Origin of the sequence: Streptomyces sp. CA-249302, from assembly GCF_050936785.1 — a bacterium.
Lineage (GTDB): Bacteria > Actinomycetota > Actinomycetes > Streptomycetales > Streptomycetaceae > Streptomyces.
In genome coordinates, this window is record NZ_JBNJMG010000001.1 from 8,405,342 (window position 1) to 8,424,959 (window position 19,618).

Annotated in this window: 14 protein-coding genes; 5 read left to right on the forward strand and 9 right to left on the reverse strand. The window is 71.8% G+C overall.

The genetic code is table 11. The features are described from left to right. Positions 1-65 precede the first annotated feature (65 nt). A complete protein-coding gene (locus ACQEWB_RS38050; RefSeq protein ID WP_432839342.1) occupies positions 66-1,022 on the reverse strand; it encodes a LysR family transcriptional regulator in 957 nt (318 codons plus the stop codon). Between the two features lie 96 nt (positions 1,023-1,118). On the opposite strand from ACQEWB_RS38050, the gene ACQEWB_RS38055 reads away from it, so the two are divergent. Beyond that, positions 1,119-1,658 carry an SRPBCC domain-containing protein gene (locus tag ACQEWB_RS38055; protein WP_432839344.1) on the forward strand — a complete coding sequence of 180 codons (540 nt, stop codon included), beginning with the start codon at positions 1,119-1,121 and terminating at the stop codon, positions 1,656-1,658. 28 nt (positions 1,659-1,686) lie between these two features. Here the strand turns inward: ACQEWB_RS38055 and ACQEWB_RS38060 are convergent, their stop codons facing one another. Beyond that, positions 1,687-2,754, reverse strand: a complete 1,068-nt coding sequence (locus ACQEWB_RS38060) for a lysylphosphatidylglycerol synthase transmembrane domain-containing protein (protein ID WP_432839346.1) — start codon at positions 2,752-2,754, stop codon at positions 1,687-1,689. A gap of 266 nt (positions 2,755-3,020) precedes the next feature. On the opposite strand from ACQEWB_RS38060, the gene nagZ reads away from it, so the two are divergent. Next, on the forward strand, positions 3,021-4,508 hold the full coding sequence (gene nagZ / locus ACQEWB_RS38065) for a beta-N-acetylhexosaminidase (RefSeq protein WP_432844219.1): 1,488 nt from the start codon (positions 3,021-3,023) through the stop codon (positions 4,506-4,508). 8 nt (positions 4,509-4,516) lie between these two features. Here the strand turns inward: nagZ and ACQEWB_RS38070 are convergent, their stop codons facing one another. Then, positions 4,517-5,764, reverse strand: a complete 1,248-nt coding sequence (locus tag ACQEWB_RS38070) for a glycoside hydrolase 5 family protein (RefSeq protein WP_432839348.1) — start codon at positions 5,762-5,764, stop codon at positions 4,517-4,519. 88 nt (positions 5,765-5,852) lie between these two features. Between ACQEWB_RS38070 and ACQEWB_RS38075 the strand changes: the two genes are divergently transcribed. Next, a complete protein-coding gene (locus ACQEWB_RS38075; protein ID WP_432839350.1) occupies positions 5,853-6,956 on the forward strand; it encodes an N-acetylglucosamine kinase in 1,104 nt (367 codons plus the stop codon). Between the two features lie 260 nt (positions 6,957-7,216). Then, the gene (locus ACQEWB_RS38080; protein WP_432844221.1) at positions 7,217-9,361 is read left to right on the forward strand and encodes a glycoside hydrolase family 3 N-terminal domain-containing protein; all 2,145 of its coding nucleotides are present in this window, start codon (positions 7,217-7,219) and stop codon (positions 9,359-9,361) included. Here the strand turns inward: ACQEWB_RS38080 and ACQEWB_RS38085 are convergent. The 6 genes from ACQEWB_RS38085 to ACQEWB_RS38110 form a co-directional block, all read right to left on the reverse strand. Then, the gene (locus ACQEWB_RS38085) at positions 9,325-10,221 is read right to left on the reverse strand and encodes a carbohydrate ABC transporter permease (protein WP_432839352.1); all 897 of its coding nucleotides are present in this window, start codon (positions 10,219-10,221) and stop codon (positions 9,325-9,327) included. The two genes, ACQEWB_RS38080 and ACQEWB_RS38085, sit on opposite strands and share 37 nt — an antisense overlap. Continuing rightward, positions 10,218-11,237 (reverse strand): carbohydrate ABC transporter permease, encoded by a 1,020-nt coding sequence (locus tag ACQEWB_RS38090; RefSeq protein ID WP_432839354.1) that lies wholly within the window; start codon positions 11,235-11,237, stop codon positions 10,218-10,220. Before ACQEWB_RS38090 ends, ACQEWB_RS38085 begins: the two co-directional genes overlap by 4 nt. 2 nt (positions 11,238-11,239) lie before the next feature. Beyond that, entirely contained in the window at positions 11,240-12,616 is a 1,377-nt protein-coding gene (locus tag ACQEWB_RS38095; protein ID WP_432839356.1) for an extracellular solute-binding protein, read from the reverse strand. Between the two features lie 166 nt (positions 12,617-12,782). Then, the gene (locus ACQEWB_RS38100; RefSeq protein ID WP_432839358.1) at positions 12,783-13,181 is read right to left on the reverse strand and encodes a hypothetical protein; all 399 of its coding nucleotides are present in this window, start codon (positions 13,179-13,181) and stop codon (positions 12,783-12,785) included. A 275-nt stretch (positions 13,182-13,456) separates the two neighbouring features. Further along, positions 13,457-17,680, reverse strand: coding sequence for an NEW3 domain-containing protein (locus ACQEWB_RS38105; protein WP_432839360.1), 4,224 nt, complete (start codon positions 17,678-17,680; stop codon positions 13,457-13,459). Between the two features lie 110 nt (positions 17,681-17,790). After that, a complete protein-coding gene (locus tag ACQEWB_RS38110; RefSeq protein WP_432839362.1) occupies positions 17,791-18,675 on the reverse strand; it encodes a MurR/RpiR family transcriptional regulator in 885 nt (294 codons plus the stop codon). Positions 18,676-18,833: 158 nt separating this feature from the next. Between ACQEWB_RS38110 and ACQEWB_RS38115 the strand changes: the two genes are divergently transcribed. Further along, positions 18,834-19,598 (forward strand): sugar isomerase domain-containing protein, encoded by a 765-nt coding sequence (locus tag ACQEWB_RS38115; RefSeq protein ID WP_432839364.1) that lies wholly within the window; start codon positions 18,834-18,836, stop codon positions 19,596-19,598. The last annotated feature ends 20 nt before the right edge of the window (positions 19,599-19,618 follow it).

Here is a 19,618-nt window from a genome sequence, read left to right on the forward strand (position 1 = left end):
TGACTGGTGACGAAAATGTTCCACGGAGGCTCGTCACCTGTCAAGGCGGTTACTTTTGTGTCCCGTTACCAGCTCTGCGCCGCCTCCCGCAGGTGGTCCCGGACGCGGATCACGGACGGGTTGGTGTCGGCGCCCGGGCGCTGGACCAGGAAGAGGGTGTTGAGCGGGGGTTCCTCGGGGCTGTGCAGGAGGGTCAGGCGGCCGGCGTCCAGGTGCTCCTGGCAGAGGGAGCGGGGCAGGACGCTGTAGCCGGCGCCCGCGTTGACCGCCGAGAGGACGGCGTAGAGGTTCGGGACCGTGACCGCGGCGGGGGTCGTCAGCTGCTTGCCGAGGGCCGTGCGCCAGTAGCGCCGGACGATGGGCAGGTCTTCGGCGTAGGTGACCAGGGGGATGTCGCGGAGCGCGGTGCACAGCTCGTCCGGCTCCGCGTCCGCCTCGACGCGCCGGGCCCAGATCGGCGCCGCGACCAGGACGTACTCCTCGTCCGCCAGCGGTGCCGAGGCGAGCGCACGGCCTCGCGGGCGGCGGGTGGCGATGACCAGGTCGTGCCCGCCGGAGCGCAGTTCCTCCAGGAGCGGGTCGGTCAGGCCCTGGGCGACCCGGAGCCGGACGCCTTGGGCGACGAGCGGGGCGAGGGCCGGCAGGACCCGGACGCACAGCAGCTCGGAGGGGCCGGCCAGGTGGACCGGGGTGGTGTGGCCCGACAGGGGGCCGGGGCCGCCTTCGAGCGCGGCGAGGGCGTCCAGCGGGGGCGCCACCTGTCCGGCCAGCTCGTGGGCGAGCGGTGTCGGCTCGACGCCTCTGGGGAGGCGGGTGAACAGTTCGCGGCCGGTCTGCTGCTCCAGGGTGCGGATCTGGGCGGTCACCGTCGGCTGGGAGAGCCCCAGCCGCGGGGCCGCCGCGGTCAGCGAACCCGAGCGGTAGACGGCCAGGAAGGTGCGCAGCAGATTCAGGTCGGCGTGCGCCGGGAGCTGCCGGCCGTCCGGCTCGGTCACGTCCGTGGCGGGGGTCCGGTTCTTCATGACGGTCAGCGTAGTGCCGTACGACATCGGAGTGCCGATGGCAGATATCGGTTCCCCTATTGGTATTCCGATGGGGTGGCTGGCTAGCTTCGTGGCATGACCACTCACATGACCACGCAGAACGCGATCAACTGGCCCGAGAAGTACCTGCCTGGCACCGGCGACAACTTCGTCTCCAACGAGGTGATCGTCCGGGGCGTCGGCGCGGCGCGGGTCTGGCGGTACCTGATCGACACCTCGACCTGGGAGTCGTACTACGACAACGTCGCCGACATCTCCTTCCCCGAGGGCGGCGGCCCCGAGCTGAAGGACGGGCTCCTCTTCCGCTTCGGTACCTTCGGGTTCCCGCCGCTGGACGCGCACGTCGTCGAGTTCCGGGCCCCGGCGGAGGGCGCGCCGGGGCGGCTGTCCTGGACCGCCAGGCAGGAGGGCACGCCCGCGGAGCGGCTCGACGTGCTGCACGCCTGGCTGGTCGAGGACCTGCCCGGCGGCCGGGTCCGCGTCCTCACCCAGGAGACCCAGCTCGGCGAGCCCGCCGCCGCCCTCGCCGCCGAGCGCCCGAACCCGATGCTCAACGGCCACCAGGCCTGGCTGGACGGCCTGATCCGCGCCGCCTCCGGCGAACTCGGCGGGTGACGCCCCGTGCCGGAGGCAGTCCTCGTGCCTACAACACCTTTCGTTGCACGAGCGTCGACAGCACCAGTGCCCCGGGCAGCAGCGGCAGCCAGACCGTCAGGACGCGGTAACCGATGACGGCCGTCGCCGCGAGCTCCACGGGGGCGCCGAGGGCGACGAGGGTGAAGACGGTCGCCGCGTCCACGGGGCCGATGCCGCCCGGCGCGGGGACCGCGCCCACCGCCGTGCTCGCCGCCAGGAACGCGAAGGTGACCTGCGCCCAGCTCAGGGTGAGGCCCAGCGCGGCGCCGACGCAGTAGATCACGGTCGCCTGGAGCACCGGGGCCGCGGCCGCGCCGCCCCACAGGGCGATGACGCGGGACGGGCGCGTGTGCAGCAGCCGTATGTCCGTCAGGGCGGCGCGGGCGCCGGCGAGGACGGGGCGGCGGAGCGGGGGTACGGCCGTCACCAGCACCAGGGTCGTGGTGAGACCGGCCGACGCGCCGCCCGCGACCAGGATCAACGTCCTTGTGTCCGGGACGAGTTCGTCGAGGTGCAGGAGTTCCGGGGAGACCAGCAGGAAGGCGATCAGCACCAGCGTCTTCGCGATCGGCCGCACCAGGGAGTACAGGGCGAGCGAGGCGGTGGCCCGGGCGAGCGGGATGCCGCGGCCCTGGAGGAAGCGCAGCGTGACGGCGTGGGCGCCGAGGCTCGCCGGCAGCACGTGGTTGGCCGCGCCGGCGGCGAACTGCGAGGCGATCAGCAGCCCCGTCGGCAGCCGCTCCGGCAGCGCGCCCTGCCGTACGCACGCGGCGGACAGCCAGGTCAGGCAGGTGAAGAAGAACGCGGCCAGCATCCACCAGGGGTCGGCCGAGCCGAGCCGCGCGGTGCCCTCGTAGACCGTCCGCCAGTCGACGGCGGCCCAGATCCCGAGCAGGAGGACGGGCAGCAGCACGAGGGTGCGGCGGAGCACGAGGCGGGCGGTGGAGGGGAGGCGGAAGGGGCGCGAGGGGCGGCCGGGGGATACGGGCGGGCCGGCGAGGGCCGCGGCGGGGACGGTTGCGGGGATCGCCGAGGGGAGCGGGCCGGGGACGTCGTCGAGGGGGAGCAGGGACACGGCGCACGTCGTCCTTTCACGTCACGTCCGGGCATTGCTGTCGTGCGGTGCGCGGGCGCGGCGGGTACGGGGCGAGGCTGGAGGGGACGGCGGAACCGTTCCCGTCCGGTGTGACGCGGTGGTGTCCGGAAGCCGAAGCGGCGCGGGCGTCTGGACGACGTCCCTGCTGGTCCCTACCAGTTTTTGCCCCCCGATCGGTGAATCAATCATCCATACCAGGGTTGACTTCCGGCTGAGCAAACCAGCACCATCCGAGAGTGACCTCCGTGCACCCGCCCATCGGCCCTGCCGCTGCCCCGTCCTCCGTCTCCTCCGACCTGGACGAGGCGGTCCACCGCTGTCTGGTCGCCGGTTTCGAGGGCACCACGACCTTCCCCGACACGCTCAAGCGGCTCGTCGACCGCGGACTGGGCGGCGTCATCCTGTTCACCCGGAACATCCGCGACGCCGAACAGGTGCGCGAGCTGACCGACGCGCTGCGCGCCATCCGGCCCGATCTGCTCGTCGCCATCGACAACGAGGGCGGCGGCATCGGCCACCTCGTCGCGGCCGGCGCCCCCGAGGTCCCCGGCTCCTACGCCCTCGGCGTCGCCGACGACCCGAACCTGACCGCCCGCTGCGCCGACGCGCTCGCCGGGCACCTCGCGACGCTCGGCATCACCGCCTCGTACGCCCCCGTCGCCGACCTCCAGCACCGCCCCGACAACCCGATCGTCCGCACTCGCTCCTTCGGCGCCGACCCCGAGCTCGCCGGCCGCCATCTGCGCGCCTGGATCGACGCCACCGAGGCCCGCGGCATCGCCTCCTGCGCCAAGCACTTCCCGGGCCACGGCGGCACCGAGACCGACAGCCACCACGACCTGGCGGTCGACCCGCGGTCGTACGACCGACTGCGGATCGATCTCGAACCGTTCCGCGCGGCCGTCGCCGCCGGGGTGCCGATGCTGATGAGCGCGCATGTCGTCTACCCGGCGCTGGACGCCAACCGGCCCGCCACCCTCAGCCGCCGCATCCTCGGCGACCTGCTCCGGCTCGACCTCGGCTTCGACGGGGTCCTGGTCAGCGACGCCCTGGAGATGAAGGCGATCGCCGACCGCTACGGCGAGGCGGCCGGCGCGCGCATCGCGCTCGCCGCGGGGGCCGACCAGGTCATCGTCGCCGTACCGGACCTGGAGGTCACGCTCGCCTGCCGGGACGCCGTCCTGGACGCCCTGGCCTCCGGCCGGCTGTCGCAGGAACGGGTCTGGGAGGCGGCGGGGCGGGTACGGCGGCTCGCCGAGCGGTACGCCACCCCCGCCACCGGACCCGTCGCCGCCTGGGACTCCGGGGCCGGACTGGAGGCGGCGCGCCGGGCGATACGCGGCCGGTCCCTGCCGCGCCCGGTGCCCGGCGCCCAGGTCGTCGACCTCTTCCCGCCCCCGCACCCCGCCCTCAACTGGGGCGGCGAGGACCTCCTCACCGAGCTGCGCTCCCTCGACCCCACGGCGGCCGGTACGGCGGTCAGCGGCGAACCGGCCGACCCCGCGGCCCTCGTCGACGGCATCCTGCGCATAGCCGCCGACTCGCCCCTCGTCGTGGCCACTTGCGACGCCGGCCTGCACCCCTGGCAGGCCCACCTGCGCGACGCCCTGCTGGCCCGGCGCCCGGACGCGGTACGCGTGGACACCGGGCTGCCGGAGGACGGCGACCTGTGCTCCTTCGGCCGCGGCCGGGTCAATCTGCGGGCCGTGGCCGAGGTGCTGGCGGGCGTCTGACCGTCACATCAGGGCAGTTGTACGGTCGTCTCGATCCCGCGTGCCGCCAAGTACCCGGCGTCGTCCACCCGTTGGGCCAGCACGACCGCCGGGCGCTCGCCCTGCTTGCGCAGCCGCATCCACTCCTCGAAGTACGCGCCGCCCGGGCCGGAGACGGAGCGGGTCGCCGGGGTGCAGTCCAACACCAGGGCGGTGGGACGGGGTTGGGGCGTGACGGGCTTCGCGCGGAGTTCGGCGATCGTCTCCGCGAAGGCCTCGGCGATCGGCTTGGGGCGGCCCGTCGCGTCGAACAGGCCCAGGGTGTATTCCAGTTCCGGGTAGTCGGCGAGCGAGCGGTCCACGTCGTGCGAGCACCACCAGGTCACGCCCCAAAGCCCTTCGCACTCGGCCGCGTTGAGGACGGTGGCGCGGGCGAAGCGCGGCGCGTCGGCTGCCGGGATGTGCGGCTCGGGGGCGCCGGTCTCCTGCACCCAGACCGGGCGGGCGGGGTCGTCGGCGTACGCCTTGGCGAGTTCCGTGCCGTACTCGGCGAGATGCAGGACCTCGGGGGAGGCGGGGCCGTAGCGGCCGGCGCAGTTCGCCGAGAACACCCAGGGGTGGACGGTCGTGACGTCGCCCTTGCGGGCGGAGGCCTCCGGGGTGAACGGATGGTCGTCGCCGTACCAGGCGGCGTCGTAGGCGGAGTGGGTGGCCAGCTGCCCCGCCCGCAGCCCTTCCCGGGCCGCGGCCAGCAGCGTGTCGAGGTAGTGGTCCACCTCCGCCACCTTCACCGGGTTGTGCTCGACCAGGTTGTTCAGCTCGTTGCCCAGCTGGAGGCCGATGAGGTTGGGGCGGTCGGCCAGGGCCTGGGCGAGGGTGCGCAGCAGCTGGGCCTGGGCCTCGATCGCCTCCGGGTCGGTGAAGACGTTGCGGTGGTGCCAGCTGCGGGTCCACTCCGGGTAGAAGTCGAAGCTCGACAGGTGGCCCTGGATGCCGTCCACCATGACGTCGAGACCGGCCTCGGCGGCCAGGTCGACCAGGTGCGCCAGCTGGGCCACGGCAGCCGGGCGGACGAAGGTGCGGTTCGGCTGGAGCAGCGGCCACAGGTGGAAGACGCGGATGTGGTCCAGGCCGAGGCCGGCTATCTGGGCGAGGTCCTCGCGGGCGTGGTCGGCGTCGAAGTCGTGCCAGGAGTGGAACCAGCCGCGGCGGGGCGTGTAGTTGACGCCGAAGCGGAGCGTCGGAATGGGATCCTCCTCGGGCCGGGGCGGGGCCAATGCTCGGAACAGGGCTTGTCCTCGCTGAATGTATCAACCACCATGGTCGGTAATGAATAGCGATTTGAACCAAGCTTTCGGTGGGGTCGTGCCGGATGCGGAGTCCGGGGCCGGGGACGCGGCTGCGCTGGTCGTCGGGATCGACGCCGGTGGGACGCGGACCCGGGCCGTGTTGGCCGCCGCCGCGGCGGACGGGCTCGTCGTCGGGGAGGGGGCGGCCGGTCCGGGCAATGCGCTCACCGTCCCGCTGGACCGGCTCACCGAGAACCTTGCAGAGGCTGTGGCGCGGGCGGTGCCGGAAGGTGCGCGGGGTCGGGTCGTCGCCGTGGCCGGGGGGTTCGCGGGGGCGACGGGGGCGGCGGAGGACGAGCCGGGGCGGCTCAATGCGCTGACCGCGCTCCGGGCCGCACTCCGGCAGCTCGGCATCTCCACCGACGCGCTCGGCATCAGCAGCGACATCGAGGCCGCGTTCGCGTCCGCGCCGGGCGCCCCGGCCGACGGGCTCGCCCTGGTCGCGGGCACGGGTGCGGTCGCGATGCGGATCGCCGGCCGACGCGCGACGACCACGGTCGACGGCGACGGCTGGCTCCTCGGCGACGACGGCAGCGGCTTCTGGATCGGCCGCGAGGCGGTACGGGCCGCGTTGCGGATGGCCGACGGGAGGGGAGGACCGACGGTTCTGGTGGAGACGGTGGGGAGGGGGCTGGGGGTGCCGGAGGGGGTTCTGCCGGGTGGTGCTTCAGGTGGCAGGCAGAGTGACGGTTCCAGTCCCGTGCGGTCCGACGAGTCGTACGCCCGTTCCGGGGCGGGCGACTCGTCGGGCGGCGGCACCGGCGTCTCCGGCTGGGCCCGGGGTGACCGGGAGGCCTACCGTCGGCATCTGCTCCCCGTCGTCATGGCGGACGTGCCGATCCGGCTCGCCCGGTTCGCTCCGCTGGTGGCCGAGGCCGCACGGGAGAAGGACCCCGTCGCCGAGGCGATCCTCGACCGGGCCGCCGACCATCTGACGTCCGCCGTACGGGCGTTGGAGCCGCGCCCCGGTGAACGCGTCGTCGCCACGGGCGGCCTCCTCGGCCCCGAAGGCCCCCTGACCACCCGCCTCACGGCCCGCCTCCAACCCCTCGGCCTCACCCTCGACTGGGTGGCCGACGGCTGCCGCGGAGCCGTCTCGCTGGCCCGCCTCCTCGCCTGACCGTCACCTGCCGGCGCCCTACTGCCGTCACACACGAAAGGACCGGCCGCATGCCGACCCCCGACCCCGCGGCCGCCCGCGCCGAACGCACCAGCCAGGACGGCCCCCCTCACCACGAGGCCGCCGGTCCCGTCCCCGCTCCCCTCGACCACGTGCCCGCCGGCCCCACCACCGGCCCCCACCCGGCCGCCACCGCCACCCCCCTCTACCGCGACCCCACCACCCCCCTCCCCACCCGCGTAGCCGACCTCCTCGCCCGCATGACCCTCCGCGAGAAGGTCGGTCAGCTCAACCAGCGCATGTACGGCTGGGACGCCTACCGCCGTACCCCTGACGGCGGTTACGAACTCACCGACGCCCTCCGCCGAGAGACCGACCGCTTCGAAGGCCTGGGCGCCCTCTACGGCCTCATGCGTGCCGACGCCTGGTCCGGGGTCGACCACGGAAACGGTCCCGGTGCCCACGACAGTGCCGCCCTCGCCGAGCTCGTGCAGCGGCATGTCGTCGAGCGGAGTCGGCTCGGGATCCCCGCGTTGTTCGTCGAAGAGGTCCCGCACGGCCACATGGCCCTGGACGGCACCGTCCTCCCCGTCAACCTCGCCGTGGGCGCCACCTGGGACCCCGGCCTGCACGAGCGCGCCGCCGCCCACGCCGCCGCCGAACTCCGCGCCCGCGGCGGCCACGTCGCCCTCGTCTCCGCACTGGACATCGCCCGCGATCCCCGCTGGGGCCGCACCGAGGAGTGCTTCGGCGAGGACCCCCACCTTGCCGCCGAGCTCACCGAAGCCCTCGTCCGCGGCATGCAGGGCACCCCCGCCGAGTACTTCGCCGCCGACAAGGCCCCCGTCGTCCTCAAGCACTTCGCCGGCCAGGGCGCCACCGTCGGCGGCCGCAACTCCGCCGAGTCCGAGCTCGGTTGGCGCGAGCTGCACGAGATCCACCTGCCCGCCGCCCGGGCCGGCGTCCGCGCGGGCGCCGCCGCCGTCATGGCCGCGTACAACGAGGTCGACGGGATGCCCTGCTCGGGAAATCGCGCCCTCCTCACCGAACTCCTCAGAGATGAATGGGGGTTCGAGGGGCTCGTCATGGCGGACGGCCTCGCCGTGGACCGGCTGGCCCGCATCACCGGCGACAAGGTCTCCGCAGGCGCCCTCGCCCTCAACTCCGGTGTGGACCTGAGCCTTTGGGACGAGGGCTTCACACATCTGGCGGAGGCGGTCGAGCGCGGCCTGGTGAGCGAGGCGACCCTCGACGCGGCCGTCGGCCGGGTGCTTCGACTCAAGTTCCGGCTGGGGCTGTTCGAGCGGCGGGACGCGAAGGCTCCCGCGCCGACCGGTGGCGCGGAGCTCAGCAAGGAGGTCGCCCGCGCCGCCGTGACCCTCCTGCGCAACGACGGCGTACTGCCCATCGGCGCGAACGTCTCCCGGATCGCCGTGCTCGGCCCCCAATCCGCCACCACCGCCCACCAGTCGGGCGACTACACGGCCCCGCAGCGCCCCGGCACCGGCAGCAGCGTCCTCGACGCCCTGCGTCGGCTCGCCCCGCCCCACCTCGACATCCGCCACGCCCCCGGCTGCGCCCTCACCGGCGCGGACCTCTCCGGCATACCGGCGGCGATCGCCGAGGCCGCCGGTTCCGACCTCGCCGTGCTGGTGCTGGGCGGCAGCAGCGCACGTACCCCCGAGACCGACTTCGACGCCAACGGGGCCGCACGCGGAGCCGTGTCCGAGATGACTTGCGGTGAAGGCGTCGACCTTGCGCAACTGCGGCTGGGGGCGGCCCAGTACGCGCTGCTGGACGCCGTCGTGGCCACGGGCACGCCCACCGCGGTCGTCCTGGTCCAGGGGCGCCCGCACGTCGTGCCGGACACCGCGCCCGCCCTGCTCACGGCCTGGTATCCCGGCCCCTGGGGCGGCGACGCGATCGCCGAGGTGCTGCTCGGACTCGCGGAACCGGCGGGCCGGCTGTCCGTCTCCGTCCCGCGCTCGGCGGCCCAACTCCCCGTCTACTACAACCACAAGGACACCGAGTACGGCGGCTACGTCGACGAGAGTGCGGAGCCGCGGTACTCCTTCGGGCACGGGCTGTCGTACACGAGTTTCGAGTACGGCGAACCTCGGTTCGCCGACCGGACGGTGACCGTCGACGTCACCAACACCGGCTCCCGGTACGGGCGTTCGGTCGTCCAGGTGTACCTGCGCCGCCTGATCACCCCCACCTGGCCGCGCACCCTCGAACTGTGTGCGTTCGAGGGTGTCGGCCTGGCTCCGGGCGAGCGCCGTACGGTTTCCCTGCCCCTCGAAGGCCTCGGCGGCACCGTCGAGATCAGGGTCGCCGCGTCGGCCGAGGAGGCGCTCGCCGCGGAGGGTTACAGCTTTACGGCGCCCGACGAGACGCCCTTGTAGAACCAGCGCTGGGTGATCACGAACAGCACCAGCACCGGGATCACCGAGATCACCGAACCGGCCATGACCATCCGCTGGTCGTAGCCGAAGGAAGAGCTCTGCAGGCGTGAGAGACCCAGCGTCAGCGTCATGTGGCTCTCGGAGCGCAGCACGATCAGCGGCCAGAGGAAGTCGTCCCAGGCGCTGATGAACGTGTTGATGACGACCACCATGATGGCGCCCCAAGCGGACGGCAGATACAGGTACTTGAAGCGCTGCCACTCGTTCGCGCCGTCCAGCATCGCCGAGTCCTCGATCTCGCGCGGGACCGCGAGGAACGCGCCGCGCATGAGCAGGACGTTGATGGCGCCGACGAAGCCGGGCAGCCAGACGCCGGCCAGGCTGTCGACCAGGCCCAGGTCGCGGATGCTGATGAACAGCGACACCATGATCGACTCGAAGGGGAACATCATCGAGGCGACCAGCACCACCCAGACCGCCTTGCGGCCCTTCCAGGCGGGCTTGGAGAGCATGTAGCCGGCCGTGGTGGAGAAGACCAGCTGGCTGGTGATCGACAGGGCGACCACGATCAGGCTGTTCTTGATGTACGACCACACCGGCACCTGGTCGAAGACCGTCCGGTAGGCGCGCAGCGTTGGGTGGCGCGGCAGCAGGGTGGCGTTCGAGCCGAAGACGTCCTCGCTCGTGCCCTTCAGGGAGGCCAGCAGCTGCCACAGCAGCGGGCCCACGGTGAGGCCGAGCACCAGGAAGAGGAGCAGATAGCGGACGACCAGCTCGCGCGGGCGGCCGTAGTCACGCCAACGCGGCATCAGGCGACGGCGCTTGGTCTCGACGGTGGCCTCGACGACGGTCGTCGTCATGACTCGTCCTCCTTGGTCAGACGCTGCGCCAGCAGGGTCAGCCCCAGCGTCAGCGCGAACAGGGCCACGCTGACGGCCGAGCCGTATCCCGCGTTGCCGGTGATCGGGTCCAGGCCGACGTCCCGGATGTAGAAGGGCAGGGTGCGGTCGGCGCCGCCGGGGCCGCCGGTGGAGCTGCCGAGCATGTAGATCTCGGTGAAGACCCTGAGCGAGCCGATGCCGGTGAGGGTGCCGACCAGCATCATGGCCTGCCGGACGCCGGGGACCGTGATGTGCCAGAAGCGGCGCACGGCACCGGCGCCGTCCATCTGCGCGGCCTCGTGCAGTTCCTTGGGCACGTTCCCGAGGGCGGCCAGGTAGAAGACCATGTACCAGCCGAGGCCCTTCCACAGGGTCAGGCCCATCGCGGAGAGCAGGATCAGCCAGGAGTCGGAGAGGAAGGGGATCGCCGACTTGATCAAGTGGGCTTTCTCCAGCCAGGTGTTGACCAGTCCGTCGTCGGCGAGCAGCCACTGCCAGCTCAGACCGACGACGACACTGGAGGCCAACACCGGTGTGTAGAAGGCGGATCGGAAGAAGCCGATGCCGGGCAGGTTCTTCTCCACCAGGACGGCCAGCACCAGCGGCAGCAGCACCATCAGCGGCACCACGATCACCGCGTACAGGATGCTGTTGCGGGTGGCGAGCCAGAAGTCGTCGTCCTGGAACATCCGCGTGTAGTTGTCGAGTCCGACGAAACTCGCGGCGCCGCCAAGGGGTTTGGCGTTGGTGAACGACAGGATGACCGTGTTGAGGAACGGGAACACCCCGAAGACCACCGCGCACACGATCGCGGGCGCGGTCCACAGCCACGGCAGCCACCAACGGCGGTACATGGCCGCTCCGTTGGCCCCGGGAGCGGGGCCGGGCAGCACGGCCCTGGCGAGGCGGCGGAGGCGGGAGGCGGACGGGGCCGGGCCCGGCGCGGAGGTCTGGGACTCCGCGCCGGACGTCGGCTTCAGGATCTGTGCCGTCACTGTCAGCTGCCCTGCTTCAGCAGCTCGTTCGCCTTCTCCTGGGCGTCCTTCACGGCGTCCGCCGCGCTCTTCTTGCCCTGCATGGCCAGCTGCACCTGGGCCACGATGGCGTTCTGCACCGCCGGGGAGAGGTTGGTCTGGTTGGTGGAGGCCGTCTTGAGCTGGTCGGCGACGAGCTTGCGGGCCTGGGAGAACGGGTCGCTGCCGGTGACGTTCTGGAAGAACGGGTCGTCAAGGGACTCGGTGGTGGTCGGGAAGATCACCACGTTGGGGTCCTTGCACCAGGCCGTCTGGTTCTCGGCGTTGGTGAGGAACTCCGCGAACGACAGCGCCACCGGCGCGTGCTTGCTGGTCGCGGCGACCGAGATGTACTGCGGGGCGCCGGCGGAGGCGACGCCGAGCGCGTCGTAGGGCTGCTGGCCGACGGCCGTCTTGGCGTAGACCGAGGGGCTGTTCTGCTTCACGAACCGCACGAAGCTCGGGTTCGTCGAACCGTAGGCCACCTTGCCCTGGCTGTAGAGCGTGGACGGGTCGTTGCTGGAGGACAGCGAGTCCTTCGGCATCGCGCCCTCCTTGTACAGCTTCGCCATCCACGCCACCCACTGCGTGGTGCGCGGGTCGTCGCCGAAGACGGCGGACTTGCCGTCGGTGGAGAGCACCTTGATGCCCATCTGGTCGAAGTCGGCGGGGATGCGCCAGATCGGGTTGGCCATCGTCGCGAAGTACTTGCCGTCGGCCGCCTTGGCGACCTTCTCGTAGTCGGCGAAGAGCCCGAAGATGCTGGTCGGCGGCTTCGCCGGGTCGACGCCGGCCTTCTCCAGCAGATCCTTGTTGTACGTCAGCAGGACGCCGCCGGTGTACCAGGGCAGCGTGGTGTGGATCGCCTTGCCCGAGGCGTCGGCGAAGGTGGCGGTCTTCCAGAACGACGGCACGAAGGGCTTTGAGGCGTCCGGGTCCTTGGTGCCGAGGTCGAGCAGGTAGCCGGCCTTGGTGAGGGCGGTCGCCGTCGGCGCGTTGACGTTGATGACGTCGGCCATCGTGCAGGCCTGGGCGTCGGCGACGGTCCGGCTGGTGAAGGTGTTGTCGCCCGGGTCGTCGATCCACTTGACCTTGGTGCCGGGGTGGGCCTTCTCGAAGGCCTTGATCACCCCGTTGAAGAAGTCCCCGAAGTCCTTCTTCAGGTTGGTGGTCTGGAAGGTGATGTTGCCCTTGACCTCACCGGTCAGCTTCCCCGAACCGACGTTGCCCTTGTCGACCTTGCAGCCCCCGGCGGCGGCGCCACCGCTGTCGGATCCACCGCCGGACAGGCCGCAGCCCGCGGCCGTCAGCGTCAGGGCGATGATTCCCGCCACGGATGCGGTCAGTCTTCCAGCGCGCATGTCCACCCTCCTGGGACCAGCCGAAGGGGCTGGTTCAATCAACCAACTTCGACTCCGATTGATGAAAAGGTGGACCAGAATTCATCGGAGGTCAATGGGTTGCCGTGTTGCGTTTCGGTTCCGGCGGTGATCAACGCGCGTTTACGTGCGGGATCGGTTCGCTGATTCAGTGCCGGTGTTCGTGGTCCGGGTGGCCGGGGTCGCCGGGGTGTTCATGGCCGGCGGCGTACTCGACGTCGGCCCGGGCGCGGTCGAACCAGGCGAAGAACGCGCGGCGGCCTGCGGCGCGTTGCAGTTCGCGTGTGATGGGCTCGCGGGCCCGGTCGTACGGCACGAAGTCCTCGGGGGCGGTCCTGCCGAAGGGGTCGATGCCGCGGCGGAGGGCGTCCGGGGTGAGATAGCGGTCCCGGTTGCGGTCGTAGTAGTCGCGTACGGCGTCTTCCGGGACGGTCTGTCTGGACTCCAGGTCGGCCAGGAGGGTGCGGGCCGCGGGGGAGTGGGCGAGGGCTGCGGCGACGATGCTGCCGAGGTCGGCTACGTCTGTTTCGGCGACGGCGAGGGACACCTCCGGTGGGGGTGGCAGGTTGCGGTCCGCGCAGGCTCGTCTTGCGAGTTCGTCGGCTACGACTACCTGTGTTGCCCAGCGGCGGCGTTGTCTTTCGGCGCGGGTTCTGGACGCCGAAGGGGGTGGCTCGTGGGGTTGTTCGGCGGGTGCGGCTGTGTGGGGGCTTGTCGCGCAGTTCCCCGCGCCCCTTACCGGCATCTCCCGAACGTTCCTCAAGAAGGCGTCCACGCGCTCCTTGGGAATGGGGGTGCCTTGTACCACGGCCGCGGGTTCCGTCACGGGGCCACCTCCAGCTGTATGGCCCTCGTGTAGGCGACTCGGCCGTTCCAGGCGGTTTTGGCCATGAGCCAGTACGAGCCCGGGGGTACGGTGTTGGCGTCGACGTCGATGTAGGACTCCAGCTCGGCGTCCGGTGGCACGGTGAAGCCCTGGGAGGACGGGGTGACTCCCGGCCAGGTGCCCCAGGAGGAGACCGCCCACAGGGTGCCGTTGATGGGGCCCCGGGTGGTGTTGGTGAGGGTTACCGGGATCCTGGTCCGTTCGCCTCGGTGGATGGAGATGCACTCGACTCCCAGATCGGCCAGGAGAGTCGGTCCGGGCGGTGTGCCCGGGACGTCCAGGGCCGCGACGTCCTCGAAGGTCTGGCCCTCGTACGACAGGCGGGCCGACAGCCAGTGGCGGCCGGGGGTGGGGTCGGGCGGTGGGGTGACCGTGATTTCGGCGAGGGTGAAACCGTTCGGGCTGAGGGCGTACGGCAGTTCGGCGGGGGTGGCGGTCCAGCCGGGTGGGGCCTCGATCGTGACCGTGCCGGTGGCGGAGGCGTCGGTCAGTTCCGAGGCGACCCGGAGTGTCGCCGTGACCGGGCCGTCCGAGGTGGTGACTGTCGTCGGGGAGAGGTACGCGGCCACGGGCATGTTGCCTCGGGGTGCGGGGCCGGAGTTGTGCAGCCAGTAGCGGGTGTGGACCGGCTGGGCGGGCTCGTGGGCGGCGACCCCCGGGGCGTAGGAGGGCGGCCTGGTGGCCTCCGGCGGGGTGGCCAGGATCGTCGCCACCTCGAAGCCGGTCAGGCCGACGTCGAGTGCGCCCTGTCCGTCGGGGGCGAGTGCCTCGCCGGGGGTTTCCAGTACGTCCGCACGGGCGCCGCGCACCCAGTCCTTCGGGCCGCGGATCCGTGCCCGTACCGGACGCCCGTTCACCTCGTGCATGCGTACGACGACACCGCGCCCCGGGTCCGCGGCCGCCACGCTTCCGCGGGCGAGCGGTGAGCCGGTCGGCTTCAGGGCGTCGAGGAGGACCTCGCCGGCCGGTTCGAGGGTGAGCAGGGGCAACTCCCGGGGGAGGGTGGCTTCTTCGGCGACCGTGCCGCGCACCCGCGCCGTCAGGGGGTGGTTGAACTCGTGCCCGATGCGCGGGAGTTGCTGTTCCCGCCAGTCGCCCTCGCCCGCCACCACCGCGTACTCGAAGGTGTGGGACCAGCGTTGGAGCTGGAACGCCGAGCCGTCGGGGGCCGTGCGGCGGGGTGGGTCGACCCAGATGCCGGACGGCCAGCCGGTGCAGGAGCGCATCAGGGACATGTAGAGGTCGCCGGAGGAGGTGACCACGCAGCCCGGGGTGCCCCGGTTGAGGACGGCGAAGCCGCGGCCGTCCCAGGCGTCGCCCGGCGGGAGGGCCTCGCCGCCGCCCGCCGCCGTGGCCCGGACGACCGCGTCGTCCAGGTCGGCGATCAGCGCGTCGACCGCCTTCGCGTCGCCCTCGGCGTCGGCGCCCGCGACCACCAGCAGCGGCAGCCGCTCCAGGTCGCGCAGGTCGGCCCCGGGCACCCACTCCTCGCGCAGCCCGGCGCGCGGCGCGACCCACACCGACGCCACGCCCTCCTCGGCCAGTTGGCGCTGGAGCTCGCGCCCGGCGGCCGGGTCCATGCCGAGCGCCTCGGCGACCACGGAGTTGCGGTCGGGGCCGCCGACGGCGACACGGATGTCGGGGAGGTTGGAGTCGACCTCGAGGTCGCCGTAGCGCGGTCCGCCGGCGATGGTCGAGGTGGCGGTTACGCCGGTGCGGACGAGGGCGGCCGCAAGCGGGGTTCCGAGTTCGCCGGCCTCGTGCCAGGAGGGGTACACCAGCTCGGCGACACCGATTGACCGGCGGCCGATCAACGCCCCTTCGGAGTCCCGCAGTTCGACCCGTGCCGTCGATCCGAGGCCGAACCACGTGTTGGCCGGGTTGTCCAGCGTCCACGGGAACTGCTCGCTGTCCACGTCCGCGAACCCGAAGCCGCGCCCGATCACCGCGTCCGCTACCTCGTGCACCGGCAGCCCGCCCTGCACGTCGGAGGGCCAGCGGACCCGGATCAGGCGGTCCGCGCCGTCGTACCCGTCGATGGTGGTGGTCGCGTCGACGCGCGGGACGCCGGTCCAGAGGGTGAGGCGCTGCGTGTAGCGGAAGAGGCCGAGGTCGGCGCGGACGGTGATGCGGGAGCCGGCCGGGGAGTGCTCGACATCGATGTCGGCGCGCACGTCACGGCTGCGGGCGGCCGTGGTGCCGGTGGGCGTGAGGTGCCAGGGACCCTCGCCGAAGCGCGGGTGCCTCGGGTACTCCTCCTGTACGACCAGTTCGTTGCCGATGTCGCCGGGGCGCAGCAGCTCCCGGCCGCCCTCGGTGAGCGCGCGCAGGCTGCTGACTCCGCCGCCGCGGGTCGGGTCGACCGTCACCTCGTAGAACTGGTTGCGGATGGTCAGGCCTTCGCCGGGGGCCCACTCGGGGGCCGAACCCTCGGTGAGGGGGAGGGCTTTGAGGCCCATGCCGGGCAACTCCGGTACCACGACGTGCAGTTGGCCGTCCTCGCGCACGGCGGGCAGGCCGAGAGGTGCGAGGCCGGGGTCGTCGACCGTCAGGACGTCCCGGCGTTCCCAGGTCGCGGAGTTGAAGACCACCAGGTCGGGACCGTCGCCGGGCGTCACATGGTCGGCGAGGGCCTGGGTGGCGTCCGCGTGGACCGTCCGGGCCAGGTCGTGGAGCTCGCGCCAACCGGTCATCAGGTCGATGTAGACCTGGTCCGACTCGGAGCCTGTGATGGCGTCGTGGTGGGCGCCGTAGATCAGTTGGCGCCAGGCCTTGTCGAGGGCCGCGTCCGGGTACGGGTGCCCGGTGACCAGGGAGGCCAGCGTCGCCCAGGCCTCGGCGTCGGCGAGGAGTGTCTCGCCGTACCGCTGGGCCTGCTTGGTGTCGATGTAGGAGACGTCCTTGCCCGTGTAGACCGGGTTCATGTCCCGCGTCTGCGGGGAGGCCTTGCGGCCCTCGGACTCCAACTGCCCCCGTACGGCGGCGAAGAAGTCCCTCGGGACGGCGCTGATGAAGCGCGGCCAGAGGTAACGGGCGTTCCAGTCCCGGTGGATGTCCATCACCCAGCGGCACGGGGGCGCGTAGTCGCCGCCGACCGGGAGGAGGACGTTGCGGGTGAGTGCGACCTTCTTGAGGCCCCTGAAGAGCTTGAGGGCGGCGGCCTCCGCCTCGGGGAGGGTGGGTGCGTTGTCGATCGCCCAGCCGGCGCCGTAGTGGTTGACCATGTAGGCGGTCAGCAGCCCGCGCCCGGAGGGGGCGATCCAGCTGAACTCGGCCGGGAACTGCATGCGTTGGGGATCGCGCGGTTCCTCGCCGAAGACCGAGAGGGTCGGCCCCCACTGGTGGAAGGGACCCCGCGCCCACGAACTGGAGCTGACCCCCGCGTCCGCCATCAGCCCCGGGAACTGCGGGTCGTGCCCGAACGCGTCCAACTGCCAGGCGGTTTCCGGCGATCCGCCCATGATCCCGCGCTGGAACCCGTCGCCGTACAGCGCGTTGCGTACGGTCGCCTCGGCGCCGGTGAGGTTGGTGTTGGGCTCGTTGTAGGTGCCGCCCATGATCTCGATGCGGCCGGTGCGCATCAGCTCGCGCAGAAAGGCGCGCTCCTCGGGGAAGGCGTCCCAGTACGGCTTGAGGTAGTCGACCTCCGCGAGCACGAAGGTGTAGGCCGGATCGCGCCGGGCCAGATCGCAGTGGGCGCGCACCAGGCTCATCCCGGACTGGCCGCGCGAGTCGAAGGTGCGGGCCGGCAGACCGGTCGTGGCCGGGTCGTCGGCGACGTCCCAGGTCTCGGTGTAGGCGCCCTGGGTGTTCCACCAGACGGGGTCGTAGTGGAAGTGGCTGACCATGAACATGGTCCAGCCGGGCTCGTCGGCCGTGAAGTCGAGCGTGTGCCGGGTGACCTGGTCCCCGTCGACGGCCGTGAGTGTGACTTGGCGCCGGTCGCCGGGGGCGAGACCCTCGACACCCACGGGTATCTCGGCGCGCACGGTGCCGTCGTCGCCGGTGGTGACGACCGTGTCCCCGGTGACGCCCGGGCCCTCCGCGGTCAGCAGGACCGTACGGCCCGGGAGGTGCTCGATCTCGGCGGCCACCACCTGGAGCGGACGCTCCGCGGTTCCGACGAAGAGCTCGGTCGACTCGGCAGAGATGACGCGCATGGGTCTCCTACGAGGATGCTCGGCGGAGCCCCATCCTGGCATCGCCCGGATGGTTCAATCAACCATCTTCACGTTTCCTCGGTGGTTCATCCATGCAACACCGGCCGAGATCACCTCGCCCGGCGGGCCTTCACGGCGTGCTGCGGGGTGATGTGGTCGGTCAGCGCGAGGGAGGCGCTGGCCCGCTGGTAGGCGACCTGGCCGACCCGGACGTAGAGGCAGTCCACGATCATCAGGACGGAGTGGCGGCCGCCGATGCTGCCGGTGCGGAAGCTGGTCTCCGAGGTGGCCGAGATGAGCCGGATGTCGGCGGCCTTGGCCAGCGGGGAGCGCGGGTCCGTGGTGATGGCGATGGTGGTGGCGCCCCGCTCCTTGGCCATCTCGAAGGGTTCGAGGGTCTCGCGGGTGGCACCGGAGTGCGAGATGCCGATCGCCACGTCGGCCGGGGTGAGCAGCGCCGCGGAGGTGGCCGCGCCGTGCACCTCGGTCCAGCCGCGGACCTGGCAGCCGATGCGGAACAGCCGGGTCTCCGTCTCCTGCGCCACCGCGCCGGAGCCGCCGACGCCGTACACGTCGATACGGCGTGCCTTCGCCAGCGTCTGCGCCGCGCGCTCCAGGGCGTCCAGGTCGATACGGTCGATCGTCTGCTGGATCGCCCGCAGGTCGGCGCTGCCGACTACCTGCACGACCCGCTCCAGGCTGTCGTCCGGCGAGATGTCCGGGCCGATCTCGGCGGAACCCCAGTCGGAGACCTCGCCGCGGCCGCGCTCCTGGGCCAGCTCGATCAGCAGATGCTGGTAGGAGTCGAGGCCGATGGCCCGGCAGAAGCGGGTCACCGTGGCCTGCGAGGTGCCGGTGCGGCGGCCCAGCTCGGCGGCCGAGCAGTGGGTGACGGCGGCCGGATCCTCCAGGATCAGCTCGCCGACCTTCCGCAGGGAGCCGGCCAGCCGGGGCAGCTCGGTCCGGATCAGTGTGGTGACGTCCGTGGAGGGCATGAGGAGAAGGTATCAGCCACCCTTCGGAGTGCGGATTGAATACCAGGACCACAAACACGAGCGATGTTCGCGCATTGCTCGCCGCATCGAGCGTGTGATTTATTGATTCACCTAGGGAGTCAGATGGGGTGGTTCAATCCACCAGTGGGGAGTGTCGCGTGTCCGTCTCGTCTGTGAGCGCCGAGGGCTTCGCGCGCGAGAGCCTGGCCGTCCTTCAGGACATCACCGAGTCGGCGCGGGACGAGGTGACGCGCGCCGCCGCACTGATCGCGGACTGCGTCCGCGCCGACGGCGTCATCCAGGCCTTCGGCACCGGTCACTCCCAGGCGATCGTCCTCGAACTCGCGGGCCGGGCGGGCGGGTTGGTGCCGACCAATCGGCTGAGCATCGCCGATCTCGTTCTTTACGGCGGTGACGACCCGAGTGTCCTCGACGATCCGCTGCTCGAGCGCAAGGCGGGGGTGGCCGAGCGGATCTACTCGCTGGCCGAGCCCCGGCCGCAGGATCTCTTCGTGATCATCTCGAACTCCGGGGTGAACAGCGTGATCGTGGAGACGGCGCTGCGGGCGAAGGAGCGGGGGCATCGGGTGCTGGCCATCACCTCCGTCAGCCATACGCGGGCCGTGCCTGCGGGGCATGCGAGCGGGAAGAAGCTGGCGGATCTTGCCGACGTGGTGCTCGACAATCGGGCGCCTCGGGGGGATGCGGTGCTTGAGCTGCCGGGTGGGGGTGCGGTGTGCGCGTTGTCGACGTTGACGGGGGTGATGTTGGTGCAGATGGTGGTGGCCGAGGCGTCCAGGTTGCTGCTCGATGTCGGTGAGCGTCCGCCGGTCTATGTCTCCGCCAATGTGCCTGGTGGGTTCGAGGGGAATCTGGAACTGGAGAAGCGGTACGCCGGGCGGATTCGACGTACCGCGAGTTAACTCCGTTGGTAGAGCCGCTT